We start from the raw sequence: 25,390 nt of genomic DNA on the forward strand, positions 1-25,390 counted from the left end.
GGTCAGACACCGACCTTCTCGGGCGGCGTGCTGTCCGGTGCCGAGGTGGCGGCGCGCTCGACCCATCGGACCGGCGGCCACTCCGAGGAGGGCGGCTCGACGTCGGAGTTCCAGCCGATGCTCTCGATGTAGCGGTGGCGTGCTGCCGGGGTCATGAACCGCGACTTGAACAGACCCCAGAAGGTCCAGTTCAGGCTCGACTCGGTGCAGACCAGGTCACCCAGTTTGCTGATCCAGAAGACGGCGAGGAACAGCGAACCCGAACCGATGACCCACTGGAGCCAGACCGGGATGTCCGCGTTGATCGCGAGGAAGACCGGGAAGCCCGTGCCGAACTCGGCAGCGGTCGTGGCGATGATGCCGATCGGGACGACCCAGAACATCTTGAGGCCCTTGCCCTGGACCCGCGGCCACACGTAGTGCAGCACGACGGCGATCGAGCAGATGGCGGCGCCGTTGATGAAGGACCAGTAGAACGGGAACTTGTAGAACTCGAACGGCTGCTGGCCGTAGTACTCGTAGACACCCATGATCACGCCGGGGTGCTCCATGATCGCGTCACTGATGCCGACGGCCGCGAACATGAGGAAGAAGGCGCGCTTGTTGATGCCCTTCTGGATGACCGACCAGATCCAGTACGCCTCGAGGCCCATGAAGAGGGCGTAACAGGGTGGGATCAGCAGCGGCACCGGGATGCCGAAGTTGGTGAACGCCGGGCCGTGGAGGTTCTCCGACCAGCGCAGGTGGCCGACCAGGTCGAGCATCGGCTCGCCGAGCGAGGTGCCGAGGCCGGCGAGCAGCATCAGCCAGGGGAGCGGGTCCTTGTGCTTGAACAGTCGGATCGAGGCCCACGGAACCGCCAGGACGACAACGAGGAGGCCTGCCCAGAAGAGGAAGAACCAGGCGTCGAAGTCGCTGGCAATGATCGGGGACGGGTGGGGGAGCAGGTTCCCGTAGCCGTCGATGGGGGAGTAACCGGGCTCGAAGCCCGGCGGTACGGGGACCGGATCGGTGATGTTGTCGGTGCCGAAGAGCATCGTGTGCGTCCTTCATGATTGTGGCCGACGAAGGCGAATCGAACAGTATGTACAGGAATCGTACAGTCTGTTTGATTTTAAGGCCAGATAAATTAATGATGAGTTTTCTGGCCGGAAACGAAGCCGGCCCGGAGCTGCCGTGAGGCAGCGCCGGGCCGGTTGTGGTCGAGGGCGGGCCAGCGCGCTCGACGGGTCCTCAGCGGCCCGGGAAGGGGTCGTTCTGGCCGGAGGTGTAGTCGTCGCCCTTGCTGGTACGACGGTCCTGGGCGAGCTTGGACTTGAGTTGGCCGATCCGGCCGCCCTTGTCCTCCATGCCGAACTGCTTGAGCATGGTGCGCGCTGCGTTCTGGCCGGGCATGCCGCTGATGCCGGCGACAGGGTGGGTGCCGGACCCGGTGAGGAAGAGACCGTCGACGGGGGTCTTGTAGCCCGCCAGGCCGGCGACGGGCTTGTTCGGTCCGAAGCGGCTCAGGGTGGGGTCGACGTGGTAGACCGAGCCGTCGATGGCCCAGAACCTCTCCTCGATGTCGGGCATGACCAGCGGTCGTACGGCGACCTGCATCTCGTCGACGCCCTTGTAGTACTCGTCGGCGTCGCGGATGACGGAGTCGGTGATCTGCTTGCGAGCCACGTCCCAGCCGTCCTCGGGGATCGAGGGCGCGAGGCCGGACCAGAACCAGAAGAGGTCCTTGCCTTCGGGGGACATGGAGGGGTCGAAGGCGTTGGTGACCTGCGCGAGGCCGGGGATGGCGTCGGGGACCTGGCCTCGCACGCACGCGCGCGCAGCGGCCAGGGCCTGCTCGTAGGTGTGGTAGCAGTTGCAGGCGATCCGCAGGTCGATGCCGTCGCCGCGCCACTTCTCGTGCTTGCTCATGTCGATCTTGCCGGACAGGGCGACGTTGACCTTGAGGTCGGAGATGCCGCGCTTCTTGGTGGGGATGTGGTCCGCGGCGTTCTGGATCTTGGGGGCGAGGACGCCACGCGGAAGCAGTCGCGTCAGCGTGGTCTTGGGGCTGCAGGCGGTCAGGACGGCGCGCTTGGCCTTGATCTCGACGCCGCCGGCGATCCGGACGCCGACCGCGCGGTTGTTGGTCACGAGGATCTCCTCGACGGGGGAGGACGTGATCACGTCGCCGCCGTTGTCGCGGATCACCTTGATGAGTGCCTTGGGCAGCGAGCCGGTGCCGCCATGGAACATCGCGACGCCGTACTTGCTCAGCACACCGAGGTAGATCAGCGACCAGCCTGACAGGTCGGCGTCGAACGGCATGAAGGGCAGTGAGGTGAGCAGGGGAGCCCGGATCATGTCGTGCTCGAAGGACTCCTCGATGGCCTCGGCCTGTGAGGAGGTCATCCAGCGGCCCAGTGCCGCCATCTGCTTGCGGTTCTTCACCAGGCCCTTGGCGGACTTCAGGACCTTCGTGATCTCGGGCTTGGTGGGGCTGGTCTGCATCATGGGCAGGCCGAGCTCCACGGCCGCGTCGATGACTTCGTAGAGCTCGAGCAGGGCCCGGGCGTCCTTCTTGGAGAAGTACTCGAGTTCGGCGGCGGTCTTGCGCGGGTCGCGCCACAGGCCCAGCGAGGAGCCGTCGGCGGCGAGCTGGAAGTGGGCCGGGTCGATCACCGTCTGGCGCAGGCCGTAGCGCGAGGAGAGCTCGAGGTCGCGGTCGATCGTGGTGGTCCGGAACAGCGAGGCCTGGATCGAGGCCTCGTTCATCATGTATTCCGGTGCCTCGGGGAACGGGTTCGTCGACGTCATGCCGCCGGCAGTGGGCGAGGCTTCGACGACGAGGACGTCGAGTCCGGCCTTGGCCAGGTAGGCGGCGGCGACGAGGCCGTTGTGGCCGGAGCCGACGACAACGACGTCGGCCTCGCGGGGGGTCTGATCGGTCTGCGGCATGTCGGGCTTCCTCGGTGCAGGGAGGGTGGATCGTATTTTCTATTCTAGATTAGAGAAAGATTGCGGAAACCGCCACCTCGAATTTATGACTCTCTAGAATTTGAACCCCGGAGGACCCCGTTCGTCAAGGGCTGCGAGGGTGCGTCCTGTGGTGTCCGGGAACACCTTGCCGGGTCAGATTTTCTAAGTTAGATTCAAAGGCGAGCGAGGGCGGGGGTCCCTCGTCATGGGGTACGCCGGAGGTCATCGAATGAACAACATCGCCCTGGGTGATGCCATGTTCCTGCTGGGCGAGGCGGCAGGTCGCCCGGCGCAGGTCATCACGCTCCAGCTCTACCGGCCTCCGGTCGACGCGGACCCGCAGGAGTGGGTGAGCAGCTACTTCCAGCAACTGCTCGCCAGTGACAACCTGAAGCCGGTGTTCACGCGGCGCCCGGCTCGGCGGTTGATCTCGCCCTCCACGCTGCGCTGGATCGACGACGAACCCGTCGAACTCGACCACCATGTGCGGCACTCTGCCCTCCCCGGCCACGGTCGGGTGCGCGAACTGCTCGAAGCGGTGTCCGTGCAGCACGGGGTGCAGTTGGACCGCCGACGCCCGCTGTGGGAGTTCCACGTCTTCGAGGGCCTCGAGGGTGGCCGCTTCGCCACGGCGTTCAAGACCCATCACGCGATCGCTGACGGGATGTCGCTGGCCAAGCACGTCCTGGGCGCGCTGACGCCCGATCCTGATGCCCGTGGCTGCCTGCCTCCCTGGGCTGCTGGGCCGGCAAGGCCGCGTCGGCCCCAGATCGCCAGCGGCGGCGTGAGTCTCGCGCCGGTCCTGCGCGGAGCGACCGCTGTGCGCTCGCTGATCGAGATGGGGCGCGACGAGAGTGCGACGATCCCGTTCGAGGCACCGCCGTCGCCGTTGAACGTCAAGGTCGGCGGAGCCCGCCGCTTCGCAGGTGACCAGTGGCCGCTCGAGCGCCTGAAGGCCGTGGCGAACGCCGTCGGCGGCACCGTCAACGACGTCGGGCTGGCCATGGCCGGCGGTGCCCTCCGGTCCTATCTCGACGAGATCGGCGGCCTTCCGGACCGCTCGCTGATTGCGATGGTGCCGGTGTCCGTGCGCCGCGAGGGTGACGGTTTCGCCGACGGCGAGGGGAACGCGTTCGGCGCGATGCTCTGCGACCTGGGCACCAACCACGAAGACCCCGTCGCGCGCGTCGACTCGATCCGCGCGCAGACCCGAGCAGCGAAGGAACGCTTCGCGAAGATGTCGGCGGCCGAGGTCCTCGCGGTCAGCAAGCTGATCATGGGCGGCGCGATCGTGTCGTCGCTGACCGGCATCACGGCGCTGCCGCGGCATCCGTTCAACCTGATCATCTCGAACGTGCCGGCTCCCAATCAGCCGCTCTACTACAACGGTGCTCAAATGACCGACATCTACCCGGTCTCGATGATCTCCGAGGCGCAGGCCATGAACATCACCTTGACCCGCTACGACAACCAGATGACCTTCGGCATCGTGGGAGACCGCAAGGCGCTGCCGCACCTCCAGCGGATGCTGATCCACCTCGACGGTGCCCTGGAGGCACTGGAGAAGGCCGTCGCGGGGTGACCGATGGCCGCCGCCGATGACCTGCGCCCGCTGGTTGATGCCTCCACGGCTCTGCTCCGCGCGACCGCGAACTTCGCGGGCGAGGGGAGTCGACGACTCCTCGGCGTCTCGGCGCGCCCCGTCGCGGCTGAGTTGGGGAGGGTTGCGCCGGTACGAGCGTCGGCGCGCCGGCTCGGCGTACTGCTGGATCAGGCGCTGAGCCAGTCGACCGCCGAGGCGGAGGACGCCCTGCTCGACGCGTTGGTCCGGGGCCTGGTCCCTGACGAAGCCAGGATCATCGCGGCCCTCGCTGCACGCGAGTGGAGTCCGCTGGTCCATGTCGAAGCACGCCGTGACGGCGAAGAACACCTGGGCCTGCGCAACGCTTCGCTGATCGGTCGACAGGCCGGCATCGCCTTGGTCCGTCGTACGCCGACCTATGTGACCCGACTGCTCGCCAGCGGCCTGGTGGCAGCAACCCCTGAGCGGGAGAACCGCGGTCAGGAGTACGAGGTGCTCCTCGCCGAGCCCGACGTCCTCGACGCGATCCGGGCCGCCGGTCGCGGTCCGCTGGGACCCCGGATCCGCAGGGGTGGGCTCGAGCTGTCCGAGCTCGGCCGGGAACTGTGGGCTGCTCGGCAGGTTGCGCCGCGGGCCGTGGAGCGGTCGGGGTGAGAGCGCACCTGATTGCGGCGGTCCAGACCTGGCCCGAGATCCGCGCGGACGTTGCCGAGTACTGGTACATCTACGCGTCGATGCCGCTGATCGCGGCGCTGATCGGGTACGTCACCAAGATCGTTGCGATCGAGATGCTCTACCGGCCGATGAAGTTCGTCGGCATCGGGCCGTTCGGGTGGCAGGGGCTGGTGCCGCGGAGGGCCGGCAAGGTCGCTGCCGTCACCATCCGCCTGCTCACCGAGAACCTGTTGCGCGCCGAGGACCTGCTTGCGCGGTTCGACGGCGCCGATGCGGTGAACGAACTCCGCGTGCCGCTGGCGCGCGCAGTGGACGAGGTCGCCCGGGAGGTCGTCGACCAGATCACGCCCGGCGGCTGGGATGCCCTGCCCGACCCGGTTCGCCGCCTGGTGCGCGCCCGGGTCCAGCAACAGGCGCCCGGGATCGTCGACCGACTGATTGCGGAGATCCGCGGCGACGTCGACCAGTTCATCGACCTGCACTACCTCACCGTCACCACGCTGGTGCAGCACAAGCACCGCCTCAACGACATGATGCGCCAGACCGCCGGCAGTTCGATGCTGTTCCTGCGGCGTACCGGGGTGATCTTCGGATTCGGGATCGGCCTGGTCCAGACGGTGGCCTGGGCCTACTGGCACAACGTCTGGATCATGCCCATCTTCGGCCTGATCACCGGTTTCCTCAGTGACTGGATCGCGCTCACCCTGCTGTTCCGGCCGAGCGAACCGCGCCGGATCCTCGGGAAGCGGATGCACGGCGTCCTGCATGCCAGCCGCGACCAGATCACTCGCGACTATGCACGCATCATGGCTGCCGACCTGTTCCAGCCGGCCGCTCTCCTGGAGTCCGTGTTGACAGGTCCCGGCGCTGACCGGTTGTTCGTGATGGTCCAGCGCGAAGTCGACGACGTGGTGGCGCGATCCCTCGGTCCGGCCAAGTCACTGGTGGCCGTCGGGATCGGCACCGAGCGCTACGACCAGATGAAGGCCACCGTCGTACGACGGGTGCTGACCCTGTTGCCCGAGATGCCCGAGGTCGAGGACTACGCCGCCCGGGTGCTCGATGTCGAGAACGTGTTGGCCGAGAAGATGGCGCAACTGACGACCGAGCAGTTCGAGGGCATCATGCGCCCGATCTTCAAGGATGACGAGTGGCTGATGATCAGTGTCGGGGCGCTGCTCGGGTTCCTGGTCGGCGAGCTCCAGGTTGAACTCGTCACCCACCTTGGTGGGGCGTGATCTTCAGCCGGTGATGTCGCGCCCGATCAGGCGTCGGGCGACGATCCACTGCTGGAGCTCGTTGGCACCCTCGAAGATCTCGAGGATCTTGGAGTCGCGGTACATCTCCTCGAGGCGCACCGACTCTCCGCTCTCGGAGACCTTGCGGGCAAAGCCGAGCGCGCCGTGGATCTGGATCGCGTCGCGGACCATGTCGACGGCGAGCTTCGTGCCGTAGGCCTTGGCCATGGCGGCCTCGGGTTCGGCGGTGGCGTCGCCGGTGTCCAGCAGGTACGCCGCCTTCTGGTAGAGGCTGCGGGCGCATTCGAGCTCGGTCGCGCGCTGGGCGAGGGTGAACTGCCAGTGCTGCATCGCGCCCAGGGGCTTGCCGAAGACCTCGCGGGTCTGCAGCCGATGGACGGCAAGGTCGAGGGCGGCCTGGGCCACGCCGACACCGGCGGCGCCGATGCCGATGCGGCCGCGGACCAGTGCGGAGAGCGCGACGCCCATGCCGCGCCCCGGTTCGCCGAGCACGTGCGTCCGTGGCACGAAGACGTCCTCGAGCACGATGTCCGCGGTGATCTGGCCGCGGTGGCCCATCTTCAGGTCCGGCTCCCCGATCCGCACGCCGGGCGCCGTCAGGTCGATCAACAGCATCGTGGCGCGGTTGCCGTCATGTCCGTCGCGCACGAGCATCGAGACCCAGCCGGCGACCACACTGTTGGTGATCCAGCGCTTGCGGCCGTTGACGATCCAGCCGCCATCGGCCTCGATGGCGACGGTGCCGAGGCGCTCGGCGGTGAGGTCGGAACTGGTCGCGGGCTCGGTGGTGGCGAACGCGAACGCCGTCTCGCCGGACACCAGTTCAGGGATCAACTGGGCACGCACCTCGGGAGTCGCGACCGTGAGCGTCTGGGGTACGAGGATGCACTGGCCGTCGTACACGCCGGCGATGGAGGAGGACTCGTAGGCGATCTCCTCGGCGGCGGTGCAGGTTGCCAGCATCGGGAACTCGAGGCCGGGGCCGTACGGCTTCTCGAAGGGGAGCGCGAAGACCCCTTCGGACGCAAGGCCGCGGAACGCGGGCCAGGCGAAGCTGTCGCGCGATTCCTCACGTTCGCCGATTTCGCGAGCGACCGGGGCGAGGTGTCGGGCGACGGCGTTCCGGACCTGGGTCCGCACCTTCCGGGTCTCCTCAGGCAGCCACACGTCGTGCGACATGCGGTCCTGGGTGCGGGCGACGCTCATGAAGACTCCTTGAAATCGGACAACTGTACGATTCCAGCATAATCGGACATGCGTCAGATTCGCTAGGGTTTGGGTGTGACCGTTTCCGAGACCAAGGCCGAGCGCACCCGCCAGCGGATCCTGGCTGCGGCGGCGCACGAGTTCGCACTGCACGGGTACGGCGGCGCGAGCCTGCGGCGGATTGCTGACGCCGCCGACCTGAAGGTGGGCAGCCTGGCCTTCCATTTCGCGACGAAGGACGACCTCGTTGCGGCCGTTCTGCGGGACGGAGTGGACTCGGCGCGGGAGGCCCTGGCGGCGGCCATGGCGAACGTTCCCGCTGACGCCTTGCCTGTCGACCGCCTGCGGGCGGCACTGCGCGGCCACCTCGATGCACTGCATGCCAGTGACGACAGGGCGTCGTCGGTGGTCCGGATGGTCGAGACCATCCCGGCGCACCTGCGTGCCGACCATGTCCGGCACGAACGCAGGTTCGGCAAGGTCTGGCTCGACGTGCTCGCCCGCGGTCAGGTCGACGGCGTCGTACGCGACGACGTGGATCTCCGGGTCCTGCGGGACCTCGTCGTGGGCGCACTCAACAGCACGTCGACCACCTCCCCCGCGGCCACGCCCGACAGGGCGGCCGTGGTCGAGACGCTGATCGTTCTCGTCAGTCCAGCAGGACCGAGCGCGCCAGCTTCTTGAGCCGTTCGATGTGGCGTCGGGTCGGCTCCTCGCGGGGATCGAATGCCGTGGTCAACGCCATGCCGCGCAGGCTCGTGAACAGGATCTCGCGCAGGTCATCGAAGTCCGCGTGAGTGGTGAGGTCCGGCCCGAAGAACGCGTCCAGTCCGGGGCGGATCACTCGAGCCAGATCGCGCTCGCCCGGCAGTAGCGCTGCCCGGAGGTCATCGTTGTGGCGCGCCGCGATCCACAGTTCGGTGGCGGCCCAGAAGTAGCCCTGGGTGAACGTCAGAGCCATCGCCTCGATGGCGGCGTCGATCCGTTCGGCGGGGTCCGCCGGCCAGATCTGGTCTGCGCCCATCTCGGCGACGCGCGCGCTCGCCAGGTGGTGTGCGGCCGCGGTCAGGAGGGTGTCGCGGGACGGGAAGTGGTGCAGCAACCGACCGCGCGTGACGCCGGCCTGCTCCTGGATGCGCAGGGTCGTCGCGCCGCCGTACCCGTCTTCGAGGAGGACCTCGACGGCTGCGTCAAGGATCCGGCGCTGGACGTCAACCGTGCGGGACTGCACGGCGCGCTTGATCGGCGGGCGCTTGCCGGACGCGCGTTCCGGGGACGACGTACCGGGCATCGGTGCTGGTCCCTTCTCGTGGATGACATCGCAGCGGCGACAGGCTACAGTGCATTAACCAGTCAAGACTGACTGGTTAATCAGAACATAACTTATGGAGGTCCGCGTGCCCACTCCCGTCATCGTCGACGTCGTCCGTCTCGCATCCGGCAAGGGCAAGATGGGCGGTGCCCTCTCCGGCACCCATCCGACCTCGATGCTGGTCCACGTCCTGAAGGCGATCGTCGAGCGCAATGGCCTCGACCCCGCCCTCGTGGACGATGTGATCACCGGTTGCGTCATGCAGGGTGGCGAGCAGGCGCTCAACATCGGGCGGACTGCGGTCCTCGGTGCCGGGTTCCCTGAGTCGGTGCCGGCGACGACGATCGACCGAGCGTGCGGGTCCAGCCAGCAGGCGGTCCACTTCGCCGCGCAGGGTGTGGCCGCGGGTGCCTACGACATCGTGATTGCTGCGGGCGTCGAGTCGATGAGCCGGGTCCCGATGGGCAGCACCACGCAGGGCAAGGACACCTTCGGTCCCGAGGTGGCCGCGCGCTACCCCGACGGTCTGGTCAACCAGGGGGTGTCGGCCGAGCTCGTAGCCCGCGACTGGAAGTTCGACCGTGCGGCGCTGGATGAGTACTCCGCCACTTCGCACCGCCGTGCGGCTGAGGCGATCGCCTCGGGCTTCTTCGACAAGGAGATCGTGCCGATCACGGTGACCGATGCCGAGGGCAACGCCGTCGAGCACAAGGTCGACGAGACCGTGCGTGCGACCACGACGGCCGAGGGCCTAGGTGGCCTCAAGCCGGCGTTCCGCTCTGATGAGTACGCCGCCCGGTTCCCCGACGTCGAATGGGCGATCCACCCGGGCAACTCCTCGCCCTTCACCGACGGTGCCTCGGCTGCGCTGATCATGAGCGAGGAGATGGCCAGCAAGCTCGGCCTCACCCCGCGCGCCCGCTTCGTGTCGTACGCCGTCGTGGGTTCCGACCCGCTCATGATGCTCACCGGGCCCATCGCGGCCACGCAGAAGGCGCTCGCCAAGGCCGGTCTGAGTATCGATGACATCGACGCCTACGAGGTCAACGAGGCCTTTGCGTCCGTGCCGCTCGCCTGGGCGCACGACCTCGGCGCCGACCCGGCGAAGCTCAACCCCCGCGGCGGTGCGATCGCCCTGGGCCATGCGCTCGGCTCGTCCGGCACCCGCCTGCTCGCGACGCTGGTCAACCACCTCGAGGCGACCGGCGGCCGCTACGGCATCCAGACCATGTGCGAGGCCCAGGGCATGGCCAACGCCACCATCATCGAACGAATCTGAGGACTCACCATGCAGATCAACAACAACGTCGCCCTCGTCACCGGTGGCGCTTCAGGTCTGGGCCGCGCCACCGTCGAAGCCCTGCTCGCCAAGGGCGGCAAGGCCGTCATCCTCGACCTGCCCGGTGGTCCGGGTGAGATCGCCGCGAAGGAGCTCGGCGACGCCGTCCGCTTCGTTCCCGGCGACGTGCGAAGCGAGGACGACGTGCTGGCCGCGATCGCCGCTGCCTCCGAACTCGGCGAGCTGCGTGTGGTCGTGAACTGCGCCGGCACTGGTGATGCGATCAAGACCGTCGGGAAGGGCAACACCCCTTACCCCTACGACAAGTTCCAGCGGATCATCGAGATCAACCTGATCGGCAGCTTCAATGTCATCCGCCTCGCCGCCGCGCACATTGCGGGCCTCGACCTGCAGGGCGAAGAGCGGGGCGTCATCATCAACACGGCTTCCGTCGCGGCCTTCGACGGCCAGATCGGCCAGGCCGCCTACGCCGCATCGAAGGGTGGCGTGGTCGGCATGACGTTGCCGATCGCCCGTGACCTGTCGACGATCGGCATCCGTGTGGTCACGATCGCGCCGGGCCTGTTCGACACCCCGCTGCTCGCCTCGCTGCCCGAGGAAGCGCGGAAGTCGCTTGGCCAGCAGGTCCCGCACCCCTCGCGTCTCGGCGACCCCAAGGAGTACGGCGCCCTGGCCGCCCACGTGGTCGAGAACCCGATGCTCAACGGCGAGACCATCCGTCTCGACGGCGCCATCCGGATGGCTCCGCGATGAGCGTCGCCCACTCACTCAACTTGCGCAGCGGGTTCTACGACGTCGACCACGACGACTACCGGGCTTCGGTGCGGGAGTTCGTCCGGCGTGAAGTCGAGCCGCACTACCTCGAGTGGGAAGAAGCCCGCCTCGTCCCGCGCAGTGCGTGGCAGGCCGCCGGCAAGAACGGCATCCTGGGCCTCGCCGTCCCGGAGCAGTACGGCGGCGGGGGAGTGTCGGACTTCCGGTTCCCCATGATCGTGGCCGAGGAGCTCTCGGCGGTGGGCGCGACGTCGTACCTCCTCAGCCTGCGGCTGCAGGACGACATCGTGCTGCCCTACCTGGTCGACCTGTGCACCGAGGAACAGAAGCAGCGCTGGCTCCCGGGCGCGGTGTCGGGCGAGCTCGTCCTCGCGATCGCCATGACTGAGCCCGGCGCAGGCAGTGACCTGCAGGGGATCCGCTCGACGGCCGTCCGTGACGGCGATGGCTGGATCCTCAACGGTGCCAAGACGTTCATCACCAACGGCATCAATGCCGACCTGGTCATCGTCTTTGCACGCACCGACCCTGATGCCGGCTCACGTGGGTTCAGCCTGTTCGTCGTCGAGCGCGCCGACCCGGGCTTCTCGCGCGGCCGCAAGCTCGACAAGGTCGGCATCCCCGGGCAGGACACCGCCGAGCTCGTCTTCGAGGACGTGCGGGTGGGTCCGGAGAATGTGCTCGGTGAGATCGGCGAAGGTCTGATCTACCTGATGCAGCGCCTGCCCAAGGAGCGACTTTCCCTGGCTGTCCAGGCGTTGGCCGCGTCGGAGGCTGCCGTGAAGTGGACCCAGGACTACGTCTTCGAGCGCACGGCGTTCGGCAAGCGGATCGGCGACCAGCAGGCCACCCGGTTCGAGTTGGCTGATCTGGAGACCGAGGTCGAGATCACCCGCGCCTACGTCCAGAACGCTGCGCTCGCGCTCACCGAAGGCACGCTCACCGCTGCGGAGGCATCCAAGGCGAAGCTCTGGGCGACCGAGATGCAGGTCCGGGTCACGAGCCGCTGCCTGCAGTTGTTCGGTGGCTACGGCTACATGAACGAGTACCCGATCGCCCGCGCCTTCCGGGACTCCCGGGTTCAGACGATCTACGGCGGTACCAGCCAGATCATGAAGGAAATCATCGGCCGCGACATCGCCGGCCGCTACCCGAAGGAGGCCGGCCGATGAAGCTGGGCATGATCATCGACTACACCGGCAGCTTCGACGAGAGCGTCGAACTCATCCAGGCCTACGAGCAGGTCGGCCTGGAGATGGTGGCGATTCCGGAGGCCTACTCCTTCGACGCCGTCAGCCAGCTCGGCTACGTGGCAGCGAAGACCGACAAGGTCGAGTTGATGTCGGCCATCCTGCAGGTCTACTCGCGCACGCCCGCTCTGACCGCGATGACCGCGGCAGGGCTCGACTTCGTCTCGGGCGGACGGTTCACCTTGGGCCTCGGTGCCAGCGGTCCCCAGGTCGTGGAGGGCTTCCACGGGATCAAGTACGACGCCCCGCTCGGCCGGACCCGCGAAGCGGTCGAGATCTGCCGCCAGGTCTGGCGCCGCGAGCCGCTCGACCACGACGGCAAGTACTACCGGATGCCGCTGACCAAGGAGCACGGTGGTTCGGGTCTGGGCAAGCCGCTCAAGCTGATCAACCACCCGCTGCGCGCGGACATCCCGGTGTCGATTGCCGCACTGGGCTTGAAGAACGTCGAGCTGGTAGCGGAGATCTCCCAGGGCTGGCAGCCGCTGTTCTTCCACCCGCTCAAGGCTCAGCAGGCATGGGGCGAGTCCCTGGCTGCCGGCTTCGCGAGGCGCGACCCCGCCCTCGGTGAGCTCGACATCCAGCTCCAGGTCAGCTTCCACGTCGGCGAGCCACCGCCCGAGGTCGTTGCCACGGTGCGCAACCAGTTGGCGCTCTACATCGGCGGCATGGGAGCGCGCGACAAGAACTTCTACAACCAGCTCGCCTGCCGCTATGGCTACGAGGACGAGGCGAAGGACATCCAGGACCTCTACCTCTCCGGTGACAAGGCCGGGGCTGCGGCCGCCGTACCGCAGGATCTGGTGGAGGCCGTGACCTTGATGGGTGACGAGGACTCGCTGCGTCGCCAGCTCGCGGAGTTCCACGACGCCGGGGTGAGGACGTTGCTGGTCAACCCGATGGCAGCGACGCCGGCCGACCGGGTCGAGCACGTCAGTCGGCTTGCCGGTCTGCTCGCTGAGCAGCGCATGTCGGCGTCAGTTGAATGATCACGCCAGAGACCGTTCTTGCCGTTGGCGGCACCGGGATCCTGTCGGAACGCTTACCCCCGGCGTACCCCGCGGGCGCAATCTGTGCGGTTCCATGCGTTGATTTGCGCCAGTTCTAGGCGTGAATCCCGCGCGCGAAGGCCGAGGAAGCCATTCGCAATGAGAAGGTCAGGGGTTCGAATCCCCTCAGCTCCACCATGTGATGAGTCGAGACATAGGTGACACCTGAGTCGCGACAAGAGTGACAAGTCAGAGAGCTCCCGGCCATCGGCCGGGGGCTCTTTGCGTGTTGCGCCAGTAGTTCTTGTCGGGCTCGACGTGGTGGGTGGACAGGATTTCGCCGGTGGTGAACTGGATGACGGTCACGGTGGTGTCGTCGGCGATGGCGAGGATCTGTAGTCCTTGGTGGGCGTAGCCGACGCCGAGGTGGTGCATCGTCCGGCGCGGCGGAAACAGACATTCACCGTCGGCGCGCTGGTGTTCGATTCGGTCGGGTGGCGGCACGAACCGGAGTCCACGGACCACCGAAAGTCGGAGATCATGAACTGGGGGCGGGGCAATCAGTCTCGGCTCACGTGTGGTGGCCAGGTTTGCGCTCGTCGCCCGAGGTGGGTGTGGCGATCGGCGTGGGTTCGGTGCGGCCGCGCACGACGACGGGCTCGAGTTGCGTCCAGTACGCAGCCTCGTCTCCGGCCGCGTCGAGTAGGTCGCCTCGCGCGAGCACGAGCAAGGGCACGTCCTTGGCGAGGTCGGTCAGTCGGGCTGCCTCGTTGATCGGGTCGCCGATGACGGTGTATTCGTAGCGTTCGGCCGCGCCGACATTCCCGGCCACCGCAGGGCCGGCGGACACGCCGATGCCCGCCCGCAGTTCGGGGACCTCGGCGCGAAGTCGCTCGCCCATCACTCGCGCGGCTGTCAGCAGAGACTGTTCAAGGCCTTCCGCGGGGGTAGGCGCTCCCCAGACCGCCAGGGCGGCGTCGCCCTCGAACTTGTTGATGAGGCCGCCATGGGTGTGCACCACGTCGATCACCACGGCGAAGAACTGGTTGAGCAGCGCGACGACCTCTTCGGGTGGGCGGTTGGTCGCCATCGTCGTCGATCCGATGATGTCGACGAAGAGGGCACCGACGTTGCGGACCTCGCCGCCGAGCCGGACGCCGTTCTCGAGGGCAGCCCTGGCGACGTCGGGTCCGACGTGTCGGCCGAACAGGTCGCGGATCTGCTCCCGTTCGCGTAGCCCGTGCACCATCTCGTTGAAGCCTGCCTGGAGGACGCCGACCTCGGTGCCGTCGTAGATCGGAACCTCCGTCGACAGGTGTCCTCGCTGTACGGCGTACACCGCCTTGCGGAGCGCCTTGATGGGGTCCGAACTGGCCTTGGCGGCCATCCAGATGGTGAAGCCTCCCAGGACGAACGCGATGCCGCCGAGAACCAGCACAGTCACGGCCAGCTGCTCGACGGTGGTGGTCCCGCTCAGGCCGAGCGCGGTGATGGCGGACAGGCACATGCCGAGGATGAGCGTGCCCGAACCCAGCAGCCAGGCGAGGAAGGTGCGTGCGCCGACGCGCATCCCCACGCGGCGGGGCACTCCGCTGGCGAGGGCCCGGCGGGCGAAGGGCCGCGTGAGTCGTTCGGTCACCAGATAGCTCAGCGAGCTGGTGAGCATCCCCGCCATCGAGACGCTGATTCCGACGAGCACGCCGAGCGTGATGTCGTAGCGCGCGTTGAACGCAGCGAAGACGAGGGCTGCGATCAGCCACAGGCTGCCCTGGATGCGGAAGACACGCTGGGGGAGTGTGAGGACGGCCCGACGCTCGGCGTCCGTCGGTTCCCGGTGCTCGTAGAACCAGCGCATCGACTTGCGGTTCAGCGAGAGTCCTCGCCACACACCGAAGGCGATGGCGACGGTCACGTAGCCGACCGTGAGCCAGAGGTTCGCGATCTTCACGGCATCTTCGTGCCGAATCGTCGGGAGCGGTACGACGAACGACGCGATCGGCAAGATGGCGCACGCGCCGCCAATGTTGATGACCACGATGCTGGAGACCGTGGCCGCGCGCAGCCACCACGCACCGACTCGCCCCATCCGCCTTCGCCGCGTCATGGGCGAACCGTGTTCATCGCGAGCCGGAACACGGTGCGATCGCGACGTATCCCACCATGGTTTGAGTGTACGGTCGTACACTCAAAGGTGGAAATCATGGCACCCAACCGGTCGAGGTGCATCGCCATCGCCATCGCCATCGCCATCGCCATCGCCTGACCCGGCTCGGCTCGGCGTTGGCGAGTTCGTCGGGTGTCAGTCGAGCTCCATGACCAGATCGCCGCCGTCGACGGGTTGGGTGTCGGAGAAGGCCAGTCTCTTCACGGTTCCCGCGACCGGTGCGGTGATCGAGGCCTCCATCTTCATGGCTTCGATGGTGGCGACGACGTCGCCGGCCGCGACGGTGTCACCGGCCGCGACGACAGGTGTGACCGCGCCCTGGAAGGGGGCGGCGACGTGGCCGGGCTTGGTGGGATCGGCCTTCTCTGCGCTGGCGACCTCGGCAGCGACCGAGCGGTCGCGCACCGACATCGGTCGGAGTTGGCCGTTGATGGTGCACATGACGGTGCGGTAGCCGCGTTCGTCGGGCTCGCCGATCGCCTCGAGACCGAGGAGCAGTTTCACGCCCTCGGCGAGCGCGACCTCGTGTTCCTCGCCCTGGGTGAGGCCGTAGAGGTAGTCGCGGGTGGGCACCACGGACACGTCGCCGTACGTCTGCCGAACGTCGTCGAAGGCCTTCGTGGGCGCGGGGAACAGCAGCTGGTTGAGGGTACGACGACGGTCGGTGGCGAGCGCGTCCTGCTGCTGGAACGTGAGAGTCGGCTCGGTGGCCTGCCAGGTGCGTCCGGCCAGTGCCTTGGTGCGGAACGGTTCGGGCCAGCCTCCGGGCGGGTCGCCGAGTTCCCCGGAGAGGAACCCGATGACTGAATCGGGGATGTCGAACTTCCCGGGATCCTCCTCGAACGCCTCGGGGCTGGCGCCGACGGCGACCAGGTGCAGTGCGAGGTCGCCGATGACCTTGGACGACGGGGTGACCTTCGGGACGTTGCCGAGGATCCGGTTCGCGGCGGCGTACATGTCCTCGACCTGTTCGAACTTCTCACCGAGGCCCAGTGCGATGGCCTGTTGGCGCAGGTTGGAGAGCTGACCACCGGGGATCTCGTGGGTGTAGACGCGCCCGGTGGGCGACGGCAGGCCGGACTCGAACGGTGCGTAGAGGCGACGCGTCGCCTCCCAGTAGGGCTCGAGGGCGTTCACGTTCGCCAGGGACAGACCGGTCTCACGGTCCGAGTGGTCGGTGGTCGCGACCAGCGCGGGCTGCGAGGTGGTGCCCGACATGGAAGCGCACGCGGCATCGACCGCGTCGACCCCGGCATCGATCGCCGCGAGCAGGGTGGCGAGCTGGCCACCGGGTGTGTCGTGGGTGTGCAGGTGCACCGGCAGGTCGAACCGGTCGCGCAGTGCGGTGACCAGGGTCCGGGCAGCCGGGGCGCGCAGCAGGCCGGCCATGTCCTTGATCGCCAGCACGTGTGCGCCGGCGTCGACGATCTGCTCGGCCAGGCGCAGGTAGTAGTCGAGCGTGTAGAGCTTCTCGTCGGGTGAGGAGAGGTCGCCGGTGTAGCAGAGCGCGACCTCCGCGACCGTGGTTCCGGTCGCGCGGACGGCCTCGATCGCGGGCCGCATCTGGTCGACGTCGTTGAGGGCGTCGAAGATCCGGAACACGTCGATGCCGGTCTCGGCGGCCTCCTGCACGAAGGCCTGAGTGACGGCCTCCGGGTACGGCGTGTAGCCGACCGTGTTGCGGCCACGGAGCAGCATCTGCAGGCAGATGTTCGGCACCGCAGCGCGCAGGGAGGCCAGCCGCTCCCATGGGTCCTCGGCGAGGAAGCGCAGCGCGACGTCGTACGTCGCCCCGCCCCAGCACTCCAGTGACCACAGCTCGGGGGTGAGCCGGGCGACGTGGTCGGCCACGCCGAGCAGGTCGATGGTGCGGACCCTGGTCGCGAGCAGCGACTGGTGGGCGTCGCGGAAGGTGGTGTCGGTGACGGCGACACCCGTGCGGACGCGCAGGTCGCGGGCGAACTGCTCCGGCCCGACGGCGAGCAGCTGCTGACGCGAACCATCGGGCACCGGGACAGTGGTGTCCAGGACCGGCAGCTTCGACGCGGGGTCCACACTCACCCGGGCCGGGCCGTTGGGCTGGTTGACGGTGACGTCGGCGAGGAACGCCAGCAACTTGCTGCCGTGATCACCCGAGGACCTCGTGGCGAGCAACCACGGGTGCGTCTCGATGAAGGACGTCGTGACCCGCCCGGCCTCGAAGTCCGGGTCGCGCAACACCGCCTCCAGGAAGGCGATGTTGGTGGAGACCCCGCTGATCTTGAATTCCGCCAGCGCCCGCTGCGCCTTCTCCACAGCCTTGTCGAAGGTACGACCACGGCAGGTGAGTTTGGCGAGCATCGAGTCGAAGTGCGCCGAGACCTCGGCACCGGTGTACGTCGTACCGCCGTCGAGGCGGACGCCCGGACCGCCCGGCGATCGGTAGGTCGTGATCTTCCCGGTGTCGGGGCGGAACCCGTTGGCGGGATCTTCCGTCGTGATCCGGCACTGCAGGGCCGCACCCCGCAGGCGGATGGTGTCCTGCGCGAGGCCGAGGTCGGCGAGCGTCTCGCCGGCAGCGATCCGCAGCTGCGACTGGACCAGGTCGACGTCGGTGACCTCCTCGGTCACCGTGTGCTCGACCTGGATGCGGGGGTTCATCTCGATGAAGACGTAGTTGCCCTCGCGGTCCAGCAGGAACTCGACCGTGCCCGCGCAGGTGTAGCCGATCTCGCGGGCGAAACGGACGGCGTCGGCGCACATCCGGTCCCGGAGCTCGGGATCCAGGTTCGGTGCCGGGGCGATCTCGACGACCTTCTGGTGGCGGCGCTGGACCGAGCAGTCCCGCTCGAAGAGGTGGATCACCTCGCCGGTGGCGTCGGCGAGGATCTGGACCTCGATGTGGCGCGGGTCGACGACCGCCTGCTCGATGAAGACCGTCGGGTCGCCGAACGCACCGTCGGCCTCGCGCATGCAGGTCTCGATGGCCTCGCGCAACTGGTCCCGGTCGTCGACCCGGCGCATGCCGCGCCCGCCACCGCCGGCGACGGCCTTCACGAACAATGGTGCCGGGATCGCCTCGGCAGCCGCGACCAGGGCCTCCACGTCGGTCGAGGGGTCGACGCTCCTCAGCGTGGGTACACCCGCCGCCCGGGCAGCTTCGATCGCCCGGGCCTTGTTGCCGGTCAGTTCCAGCACCGACGACGGAGGCCCGACGAACGTGATCCCCGCCGCGGTGCATGCCTCGGCCAGGGCGGGGTTCTCCGACAGGAATCCGTAGCCGGGATAGACCGCGTCGGCACCGCACGCGACCGCAGCCGCGACGATCGCCTCGGGATCCAGGTACGCCCGGACCGGGTGACCGCGTTCCCCGATCTCGTACGCCTCGTCCGCCCGCAACCGGTGCTCGCTCCACCGGTCCTCGTGCGGAAACACGGCCACCGTGCGGGCGCCGATCTCGTTCGCTGCCCGGAAGGCCCGGATCGCGATCTCGCCACGATTGGCGACCAGCACCTTGCTGAACATCGGAACTCCTGCGGGGGTCAGTCGACAAACCTCAGAGTGCGAGTCGTCGTACGTCGGCGGCCAGGTGGGCGAGGTGGGCGGTGAAGCGTGCGGCCAGGGCGCCGTCGATGACGCGGTGGTCGTAGGACAGGCACAGCGGGAGCATCAGCCGGGGGACGAAGGTCTCGCCGTTCCAAACCGGCGCCATTGCCGAGCGTACGACTCCGAGGATAGCCACTTCGGGGGCATTGACGATGGGTGTGAAGGCAGTGCCGCCGATGCCACCGAGGCTGCTGATGGTGAAGGTCGCGCCCTGCATGTCGGTGGCGGTGAGCTTGCCTTCGCGGGCTCGGGCCGACAGCTCGCCGAGCTCGCGGCTGACTTCCAGCACGCCCTTGCGGTCGACGTCGCGCACGACGGGCACGACGAGGCCGTCGGGGGTGTCGACTGCGACGCCGAGGTGGACGTAGTCCTTGAGCACGAGCTCGTCGCCGGCCAGGGAGCTGTTGACCTCTGGGTACTTCCGCAGCGTTGCGGCCGCGGCCTTGAGCAGGAAGCTCAGCAACGTGACCCGGTAGCCCTCGGACTTCGCGGTGGCGTCCAGCTCCTTGCGGAAGGCGTCGAGCTCGGTGATGTCGGCCTCGTCGTTGTGGGTCACGTGCGGGACGTTGAGCCACGAACGGTGCAGGTGGGCACCGGACAGCTTCTTGATCCGCGAGACCGGCACCTTCCGGATCGGCCCGAACTTCGAGAAGTCGATCTCCGGAATGGGCGGGATGCCACTGGTGCCGGTGGCGCCCGCGGGCGCGATCGATCGCCCGTAGTGGGTGAGCAGGTCCTGCTTGGTCACCCGCTCCTGCGGACCGGTGCCGGCGACCGCGACGAGATCGACCTCGAGTTCTCGGGCCAGGCGGCGGACGAGGGGAGTGGCGCGCAATGTGTTGCTTGAAGGAGGTGTCGGGATTTCCGCGGCGGGTGTCGGTGCGGACGGCTCAGGGGCCGGGGGCGCCGCCGGTGTGGGAGCAGGGACGGGTTCCTCAGGAGCGGCAGCCGGCTCGGCGGCCTCCTCGACCAGCGGAGCCGTCGTGGCGATCGCGATCACGGTGCCCTTGCTGACGGTGTCACCGACCTGCACCGACATCGACACGATCGTGCCGCTGATCGGGGACGGCACCTCCATCGTGGCCTTGTCGGTTTCCAGCGCGATCAGCGGATCCTCGGCCCGGACCACGCTGCCGGCGCTGACCAGGATCTCGATGACGGGTACGTCGGCGAAGTCGCCGATGTCGGGTACGCGAATCTCCACGGTGCTCTCCATCGTTCCAGCCATCAGTCTGTCCTCACGCGTGTGCCGGGTCGGCCCGGTCGGGGTCGATGCCGTACTTCTCGATCGCCTGCGCGACGACGTCCTTGCTGACGACGCCGTCGGCGGCGAGGCTGCTGAGAGCGGTGACCGTGATGTGGTGGCGGTCCACCTCGAAGTGGCGGCGCAGGTTGCGGCGGTAGTCGGACCGGCCGTAGCCGTCGGTGCCCAGCGCCGTGTAGCGGCCGGGGACGAAGCGGCGGATCTGGTCGGCGTACGACTTCATGTAGTCGGTCGCGGCGACCACGGGAACCCGGTCCCCGAGACACTCCTCGACGTACGACGTGCGTGCTTCCTCGAGCGGGTGCAGGGTGTTCCACCGCTCGGTGGCCAGGCCGTCGCGACGCAGCTCGGTGAAGCTGGGGGCGCTCCAGACGTCGGCCTTGATCTTGAAGTCGCTGGCGAGCAGGTCGGCAGCGGCGAGCACCTCGCGCAGGATGGTGCCCGAGCCGAGCAGGTTCACCTTCGCCTTGCCGCGCCCCTTGCCGGGCTGCAGGCGGTAGAGGCCCTTGAGGATCCCGTCGGTCACGCCGTCGGGCATCGGCGGGTGCTCGTAGTTCTCGTTCATCAGGGTCAGGTAGTAGAAGACGTCGTCCTGGTCGACGTACATCCGACGCATCCCGTCGGCGACGATGACCGCCAGTTCGAAGGCGTACGTCGGGTCATAGGAGACGCAGTTCGGGATCAGCGCGGACTGCAGGTGGCTGTGGCCGTCCTCGTGCTGCAGTCCCTCGCCGTTGAGCGTGGTCCGGCCGGCGGTGCCGCCGAGGAGGAACCCGCGAGCGCGCATGTCTCCGGCGGCCCAGGCGAGGTCGCCGATGCGCTGGAACCCGAACATCGAGTAGTAGATGTAGAACGGGATCATCGCGGTGTCGTTGCTGGAGTACGACGTCGCGGCCGCGATCCACGACGACATGGCACCGGCTTCGTTGATGCCCTCCTGGAGGATCTGGCCGCTGGTGTCCTCCTTGTAGAACATCAGCTGGTCGGCGTCCTCGGGCGTGTAGAGCTGGCCGCTCTGCGAGAAGATCCCGACCTGGCGGAACAGCCCCTCCATGCCGAAGGTGCGCGCCTCGTCCGGGACGATCGGCACGACCCGCTTGCCGACCTCGGGGTCGCGCAGCAGCTTGGTGAGGATCTGGACGAACGCCATGGTTGTGGAGATGGCCCGGCCGTTCGACCCGGCGGTCTGGGCAGCGAAGGCCTCGATCCCCGGCACTGCCAGTGCCTGGGACGTGCGGCGGCGTTCGGGGAGGTAGCCACCGAGCTCCTTGCGTCGCGCGTGCAGGTAGGTGTGCTCGGTCGAGCCCTCGGGGAACGAGACGTAGGGGAGGTCGGGGAGTTGCTCGTCGGTGACCGGGATCTGGAAGCGGTCGCGGAAGGCGCGCAGCGCCGGGTCGGCGACCTTCTTCGCCTGGTGCGAGATGTTCTGGGCCTCGCCGGCGGCGCCGAGGCCGTAGCCCTTGACCGTCTTGGCCAGGACGACGGTCGGTGAGCCGGTGTGGGCGTTGGCCGCTGCGTAGGCGGCGTACACCTTCTGCGGGTCGTGGCCGCCGCGGGTCAGGCGCCAGATCTCGTCGTCGCTCCAGTCGGCGACCAGCGCCTTGAGCTCGGGGTCGGTGCCGAAGAAGTGCTCACGGACGTAGGCGCCGTCCTTGGACTTGAAGGTCTGGTACTCGCCGTCGACGCAGTCCATCATGCGGCGCTTCAGCGCACCGGAGGTGTCCTGGGCGAGCAGCTGGTCCCAGCCCGATCCCCAGACGACCTTGATGACATTCCACCCGGCGCCGCGGAAGACGCCCTCGAGTTCCTGGATGATCTTGCCGTTGCCGCGCACCGGGCCGTCGAGTCGTTGCAGGTTGCAGTTGACGACGAAGACCAGGTTGTCGAGCTTCTCGCGGGCAGCCATGGAGATCGCGCCCAGCGACTCGGGTTCGTCGGTCTCGCCGTCGCCGAGGAAGGCCCAGACCTTGCGGGTCGCGGTGTCCGCCAGGCATCGGGCGTGGAGGTACTTGAGGAAGCGGGCCTGGTAGATGGCCATCAGGGGGCCCAGGCCCATGGAGACCGTGGGGAACTGCCAGAAGTCGGGCATCAGCCAGGGGTGCGGGTACGACGAGAGCCCGTCGCCCCCGGTCTCCTGGCGGAAGTTGTCGAGTTGCGCCTCGGTGAGCCGGCCCTCAAGGAAGGCGCGGGCGTAGATGCCGGGGGAGAGGTGGCCCTGGACGTAGACGAGGTCGCCGCCGTGCTCCTTGCCCGGCTCCTCGGAGGCGGCGTGCCAGAAGTGCTGGAAGCCCACGTCGTAGAGGGTCGCGGCGGACTGGAAGCTGGAGAGGTGCCCACCGAGCTCCGTCGATTCCTTGTTGGCGCGCAGCACCATCGCCAGCGCGTTCCAGCGGATCACCGATCTGATGCGGTGCTCGATCTCGCGATCTCCCGGGTGAGTGGGCTCGTCGCCCACCGTGATCGTGTTGACGTACGGCGTCGTGGCGACGAAGGGCACGCGTGAGCCGAGGCGCTGCGCCTCGTCCATGACCTGGTCCAGGAGGAACTTCGTGCGTTCCTCTCCCTCGAACTCGAGGACGGCGGCGAGCGCGTCGCGCCACTCCTGCGTCTCGGCAGGGTCGATGTCGGTCATCCGCGTCTTCCGATCGGTGGTGATGGGCGTCACCAGCCTGCGGGACTCCTAGCAATGCGTCCAATGCCTAGATTGGGCACAACTCATGCGTCAGCGACATGGATCTTTCGACTGGTGCGGAGGGCGTGCTCGCGGAAGTGCTCGGAGGCTGGAGGCAGCCTGCGATCCCTGACCCACGCCAGCCCGATCTCGCGGGAGGCCCGCACGTCCGTGACGCGGAGCGAGGGCGCGAGAGGCGCGGCGCTGCCCCGCTGTTCGGGCAGCAGCGCCACGCCCAGGCCGGCGGAAACCAGGCCGCGCAGGGTCTCGACCTCTTCGCCCTCGAACCCGATCCGCGGAGCGAAACCGACCTGCGCGCACAGTTCCTCGGTCACCGCGCGCAGGCTGAATCCGGGCTTGAGCAGGATGAACTGCTCCTCAGCCATGTCGCCCAGCCGCGCCGTACGACGAGAGGCCAGCCGGTGGTCCGGTCCGACGACGAGCCGCAGCGGCTCGAGGAAGAGTCGGCGGCTGTCCAGGGCGCCTGCCGTGGGGCGGTCGCCGGTGACGGCGAGGTCAACGACACCGTTGAGGAGGTCATCGACCAGCCCGGCGTCGCCGTGCTGGCGCAGGTCGAAACGGACGTGTGGACGTTCGGTGCGGAACTCGCGGATCAACTCGGGAACCAGCCAGGTCCCCAGGGTGTGCAGGAAGGCCAGTGGGACGAAGCCGCCGTCGGGCGCGGTCGCGTCCTGGACCGATCGCACCCCGCGCTCGTACGCGTCGAGGGTGTCGCGAGCGTGCCGGACGAGCTCCCTCCCAGCCGGCGTCAGCACGAGCCCGCGACCCACGCGCTGGAACAGCGGCGTACCGACCTCGCGCTCCAAACGGGCCAGCGCTCGGGACACTGCCGGCTGCGTACGGTGGGCGAGCTCGGCGGTCTCCGTGACGGTGTGTCCGTCGGCGACGGCGAGGAATGCGCGAATGGTGTCCAGATCCACTCGGCCATGCTGTCAGCGCATGGATCAGGAGGCCAGCAGTTCGCTGATGATCGCGGCGCGCAGGTCGTCGAGTACCTCACCGACCCCGGTGGCGCGTCCCGCAAGGTCGGCGGCCGCCGTACGACGGTCCTCGGCGGACAGGTCGAGCAGGTCAAGTACGTCAGCCGGGTCCCAGCGGTCGTAGGCGATGCACTGGAAGCGCGCACCTGTGCGTGTCCGTCGCTGCGAAATACCCACCACCTTGCGGTCCCCGATCAGCACCTCGCCCGGGCCGAGGGCCGCGAAGCAGACCAGCCGTCCCCACGGCGTCTGCTCCAGCCCGCCGCGGTAGAGCCGGGACTCCAGGCCGATTCCGTCGAGCGCTCGCTGCCAGGCCCCGCCCAGCCAGTACGTCGCCTCGCGGACGTCGTTGCTCCATCGGCGGTCATGGGTCGGCAGGACCACGTCCACCCACACGGACCGCGCCGGGTCGACGTACACCGCGCCCCCGCCACTGCGCCGACGTACGACGTCCACTCCCGCCGCGGCCGTCGCGTGCGCGTCAGCGACCGTATGGTCCTGGGCGCTGCCGAGCACCAGCGCCGACCGGGTCGGCTCGAACGACCACACCTCGCCCTCGGTGAGGTCCGGGGGAAAGGGGCGCCCGTGAAAGTCCCCGGCCGCGCCGGTGAGGTTGAGCAGTCGCATGGGACAAGTGTTGCGCTTCTGCGAACAGCGCCGCTTCTCCCGTGCGCGAGGGCCAGTGGGGAGTGGGGCTTTCGAGGATCGGCTGCGGTGCCAGCAGGACCTCACGAGTTTGCGTGGCTGTCGCGCGGGAATGAACGTGCTTGTCGTGGCGGCCGCCCACGCGTGAGGAGAATCAGAATGCTCGATCGCCGTCCCGGAGGAATCAGGAGCTCGCGCGTCGCCAGCAGGTTGCTCGCCCCGGTGGTGGGGGCGCTGGTCATCGTGCTGGTCACCGCCAGCGGTGCCTTCGCCTACTCCTACGCCAAGGCGGACCCCATCGGCGATGTGTATGTGAACGGCTCGGGGGTGACCGCCTACGAGAAGTACAGCGCCGACATCACCAAGGTGGTGACGTACTCCGATGCGACGTACCTCAATGTCAAGGTCTACGTCCGCAATCTCTATCCCCGTGAGGGTCAACAGCTGGGGATTCACGTCGAGAACCTGCTGAACGGCAACTACAGCTCGCAGGGCGTGAAGGTCTATGCGCGCTATTACACAGACGGTTCGAGTGTTGTCTCCTATTTCGACTACGTCACCGGATATGAGCGCACGTACACCGATGCACGAATCTCCCGCTCGGATTCCGGGAACTACACGTTGGTGCGCATTCCTCGGAGCCGCGTTTACTACACCCCGGACCGGACCTCTGTCTCCACCACCGTTTATCACACGGGCGGAAGCGTGACCGACCGCGTCGCCTACAAGTACTGAACCCCGACTCCGGCCACGGC

The 25,390-nt window shown here is 68.0% G+C and carries 19 protein-coding genes and 1 pseudogene; 9 read left to right on the top strand and 11 right to left on the bottom strand.

The genetic code is table 11. The features are described from left to right. Positions 1-2 precede the first annotated feature (2 nt). Both HRC28_RS07395 and HRC28_RS07400 read right to left on the bottom strand, forming a co-directional pair. Positions 3-1,037 (bottom strand): hypothetical protein, encoded by a 1,035-nt coding sequence (locus HRC28_RS07395; protein ID WP_182379484.1) that lies wholly within the window; start codon positions 1,035-1,037, stop codon positions 3-5. A 196-nt stretch (positions 1,038-1,233) separates the two neighbouring features. After that, on the bottom strand, positions 1,234-2,937 hold the full coding sequence (locus HRC28_RS07400) for an NAD(P)/FAD-dependent oxidoreductase (RefSeq protein WP_182379485.1): 1,704 nt from the start codon (positions 2,935-2,937) through the stop codon (positions 1,234-1,236). 250 nt (positions 2,938-3,187) lie between these two features. On the opposite strand from HRC28_RS07400, the gene HRC28_RS07405 reads away from it, so the two are divergent. Genes HRC28_RS07405 through HRC28_RS07415 form a run of 3 tightly spaced genes read left to right on the top strand, consistent with a single transcriptional unit; the run spans position 3,188 to position 6,453 of the window. Then, positions 3,188-4,540 (top strand): wax ester/triacylglycerol synthase family O-acyltransferase, encoded by a 1,353-nt coding sequence (locus tag HRC28_RS07405; protein ID WP_182379486.1) that lies wholly within the window; start codon positions 3,188-3,190, stop codon positions 4,538-4,540. 3 nt (positions 4,541-4,543) lie between these two features. Further along, the gene (locus tag HRC28_RS07410; protein WP_182379487.1) at positions 4,544-5,194 is read left to right on the top strand and encodes a hypothetical protein; all 651 of its coding nucleotides are present in this window, start codon (positions 4,544-4,546) and stop codon (positions 5,192-5,194) included. Continuing rightward, on the top strand, positions 5,191-6,453 hold the full coding sequence (locus tag HRC28_RS07415) for a DUF445 domain-containing protein (protein WP_182379488.1): 1,263 nt from the start codon (positions 5,191-5,193) through the stop codon (positions 6,451-6,453). Before HRC28_RS07410 ends, HRC28_RS07415 begins: the two co-directional genes overlap by 4 nt. Positions 6,454-6,456: 3 nt before the next feature. On the opposite strand, the gene HRC28_RS07420 is transcribed toward HRC28_RS07415, so the two are convergent. Continuing rightward, positions 6,457-7,680 (bottom strand): acyl-CoA dehydrogenase family protein, encoded by a 1,224-nt coding sequence (locus HRC28_RS07420; RefSeq protein WP_182379489.1) that lies wholly within the window; start codon positions 7,678-7,680, stop codon positions 6,457-6,459. Positions 7,681-7,755: 75 nt separating this feature from the next. Here HRC28_RS07420 and HRC28_RS07425 point away from each other — a divergent pair, with 75 nt between their 5' ends. Continuing rightward, a complete protein-coding gene (locus HRC28_RS07425) occupies positions 7,756-8,364 on the top strand; it encodes a TetR/AcrR family transcriptional regulator (RefSeq protein ID WP_182379490.1) in 609 nt (202 codons plus the stop codon). Here the strand turns inward: HRC28_RS07425 and HRC28_RS07430 are convergent. Continuing rightward, positions 8,330-8,971 (bottom strand): TetR/AcrR family transcriptional regulator, encoded by a 642-nt coding sequence (locus HRC28_RS07430; protein WP_182379491.1) that lies wholly within the window; start codon positions 8,969-8,971, stop codon positions 8,330-8,332. The two genes, HRC28_RS07425 and HRC28_RS07430, sit on opposite strands and share 35 nt — an antisense overlap. A 106-nt stretch (positions 8,972-9,077) precedes the next feature. Between HRC28_RS07430 and HRC28_RS07435 the strand changes: the two genes are divergently transcribed. The 4 genes from HRC28_RS07435 to HRC28_RS07450 are packed head-to-tail and all read left to right on the top strand — an operon-like array spanning position 9,078 to position 13,305. Continuing rightward, entirely contained in the window at positions 9,078-10,271 is a 1,194-nt protein-coding gene (locus HRC28_RS07435; RefSeq protein ID WP_182379492.1) for a thiolase family protein, read from the top strand. 9 nt (positions 10,272-10,280) lie between these two features. Further along, the gene (locus HRC28_RS07440; protein WP_182379493.1) at positions 10,281-11,045 is read left to right on the top strand and encodes a 3-hydroxyacyl-CoA dehydrogenase; all 765 of its coding nucleotides are present in this window, start codon (positions 10,281-10,283) and stop codon (positions 11,043-11,045) included. Further along, positions 11,042-12,238 (top strand): acyl-CoA dehydrogenase family protein, encoded by a 1,197-nt coding sequence (locus tag HRC28_RS07445; protein WP_182379494.1) that lies wholly within the window; start codon positions 11,042-11,044, stop codon positions 12,236-12,238. The genes HRC28_RS07440 and HRC28_RS07445 overlap by 4 nt, the downstream gene beginning before the upstream one ends. Continuing rightward, complete coding sequence (locus HRC28_RS07450; RefSeq protein WP_182379495.1) at positions 12,235-13,305, top strand: LLM class F420-dependent oxidoreductase; 1,071 nt, start codon at positions 12,235-12,237, stop codon at positions 13,303-13,305. Before HRC28_RS07445 ends, HRC28_RS07450 begins: the two co-directional genes overlap by 4 nt. Before the next feature lie 249 nt (positions 13,306-13,554). Here HRC28_RS07450 and HRC28_RS07455 read toward each other — a convergent pair. The 7 genes and pseudogenes from HRC28_RS07455 to HRC28_RS07485 form a co-directional block, all read right to left on the bottom strand. Next, positions 13,555-13,737 (bottom strand): annotated as a pseudogene (locus HRC28_RS07455) (IS481 family transposase); the annotation flags it as partial. Between the two features lie 139 nt (positions 13,738-13,876). Continuing rightward, complete coding sequence (locus HRC28_RS07460) at positions 13,877-15,409, bottom strand: adenylate/guanylate cyclase domain-containing protein (RefSeq protein WP_182379497.1); 1,533 nt, start codon at positions 15,407-15,409, stop codon at positions 13,877-13,879. A 195-nt stretch (positions 15,410-15,604) separates the two neighbouring features. Continuing rightward, on the bottom strand, positions 15,605-18,973 hold the full coding sequence (locus HRC28_RS07465) for a pyruvate carboxylase (protein WP_182379498.1): 3,369 nt from the start codon (positions 18,971-18,973) through the stop codon (positions 15,605-15,607). A 31-nt stretch (positions 18,974-19,004) separates the two neighbouring features. Next, entirely contained in the window at positions 19,005-20,282 is a 1,278-nt protein-coding gene (locus tag HRC28_RS07470) for a 2-oxo acid dehydrogenase subunit E2 (protein WP_202033263.1), read from the bottom strand. Positions 20,283-20,292: 10 nt separating this feature from the next. Continuing rightward, entirely contained in the window at positions 20,293-22,950 is a 2,658-nt protein-coding gene (gene aceE / locus HRC28_RS07475; protein ID WP_182380509.1) for a pyruvate dehydrogenase (acetyl-transferring), homodimeric type, read from the bottom strand. Between the two features lie 83 nt (positions 22,951-23,033). Next, positions 23,034-23,930 (bottom strand): LysR family transcriptional regulator, encoded by an 897-nt coding sequence (locus tag HRC28_RS07480; RefSeq protein ID WP_182379499.1) that lies wholly within the window; start codon positions 23,928-23,930, stop codon positions 23,034-23,036. Between the two features lie 24 nt (positions 23,931-23,954). Then, entirely contained in the window at positions 23,955-24,617 is a 663-nt protein-coding gene (locus HRC28_RS07485; RefSeq protein WP_182379500.1) for a hypothetical protein, read from the bottom strand. A 177-nt stretch (positions 24,618-24,794) separates the two neighbouring features. Here HRC28_RS07485 and HRC28_RS07490 point away from each other — a divergent pair, with 177 nt between their 5' ends. Continuing rightward, positions 24,795-25,370 carry a hypothetical protein gene (locus tag HRC28_RS07490; RefSeq protein WP_182379501.1) on the top strand — a complete coding sequence of 192 codons (576 nt, stop codon included), beginning with the start codon at positions 24,795-24,797 and terminating at the stop codon, positions 25,368-25,370. Positions 25,371-25,390: the final 20 nt, after the last annotated feature.

It is taken from the genome of Nocardioides sp. WS12, assembly GCF_014108865.1.
GTDB lineage: Bacteria > Actinomycetota > Actinomycetes > Propionibacteriales > Nocardioidaceae > Nocardioides.

What these genes read in the sequence shown, in the direction of transcription:
- HRC28_RS07395 (WP_182379484.1), bottom strand. Translation starts at nt 1,037, where the DNA reads ATGCTCTTCGGCACCGACAACATCACCGATCCGGTCCCCGTACCGCCG.
- HRC28_RS07400 (WP_182379485.1), bottom strand. Translation starts at nt 2,937, where the DNA reads ATGCCGCAGACCGATCAGACCCCCCGCGAGGCCGACGTCGTTGTCGTC.
- HRC28_RS07405 (WP_182379486.1), top strand. Translation starts at nt 3,188, where the DNA reads ATGAACAACATCGCCCTGGGTGATGCCATGTTCCTGCTGGGCGAGGCG.
- HRC28_RS07410 (WP_182379487.1), top strand. Translation starts at nt 4,544, where the DNA reads ATGGCCGCCGCCGATGACCTGCGCCCGCTGGTTGATGCCTCCACGGCT.
- HRC28_RS07420 (WP_182379489.1), bottom strand. Translation starts at nt 7,680, where the DNA reads ATGAGCGTCGCCCGCACCCAGGACCGCATGTCGCACGACGTGTGGCTG.
- HRC28_RS07430 (WP_182379491.1), bottom strand. Translation starts at nt 8,971, where the DNA reads ATGCCCGGTACGTCGTCCCCGGAACGCGCGTCCGGCAAGCGCCCGCCG.
- HRC28_RS07440 (WP_182379493.1), top strand. Translation starts at nt 10,281, where the DNA reads ATGCAGATCAACAACAACGTCGCCCTCGTCACCGGTGGCGCTTCAGGT.
- HRC28_RS07445 (WP_182379494.1), top strand. Translation starts at nt 11,042, where the DNA reads ATGAGCGTCGCCCACTCACTCAACTTGCGCAGCGGGTTCTACGACGTC.
- HRC28_RS07450 (WP_182379495.1), top strand. Translation starts at nt 12,235, where the DNA reads ATGAAGCTGGGCATGATCATCGACTACACCGGCAGCTTCGACGAGAGC.
- HRC28_RS07460 (WP_182379497.1), bottom strand. Translation starts at nt 15,409, where the DNA reads ATGACGCGGCGAAGGCGGATGGGGCGAGTCGGTGCGTGGTGGCTGCGC.
- HRC28_RS07465 (WP_182379498.1), bottom strand. Translation starts at nt 18,973, where the DNA reads ATGTTCAGCAAGGTGCTGGTCGCCAATCGTGGCGAGATCGCGATCCGG.
- HRC28_RS07470 (WP_202033263.1), bottom strand. Translation starts at nt 20,282, where the DNA reads ATGGCTGGAACGATGGAGAGCACCGTGGAGATTCGCGTACCCGACATC.
- aceE (WP_182380509.1), bottom strand. Translation starts at nt 22,950, where the DNA reads ATGACCGACATCGACCCTGCCGAGACGCAGGAGTGGCGCGACGCGCTC.
- HRC28_RS07485 (WP_182379500.1), bottom strand. Translation starts at nt 24,617, where the DNA reads ATGCGACTGCTCAACCTCACCGGCGCGGCCGGGGACTTTCACGGGCGC.
- HRC28_RS07490 (WP_182379501.1), top strand. Translation starts at nt 24,795, where the DNA reads ATGCTCGATCGCCGTCCCGGAGGAATCAGGAGCTCGCGCGTCGCCAGC.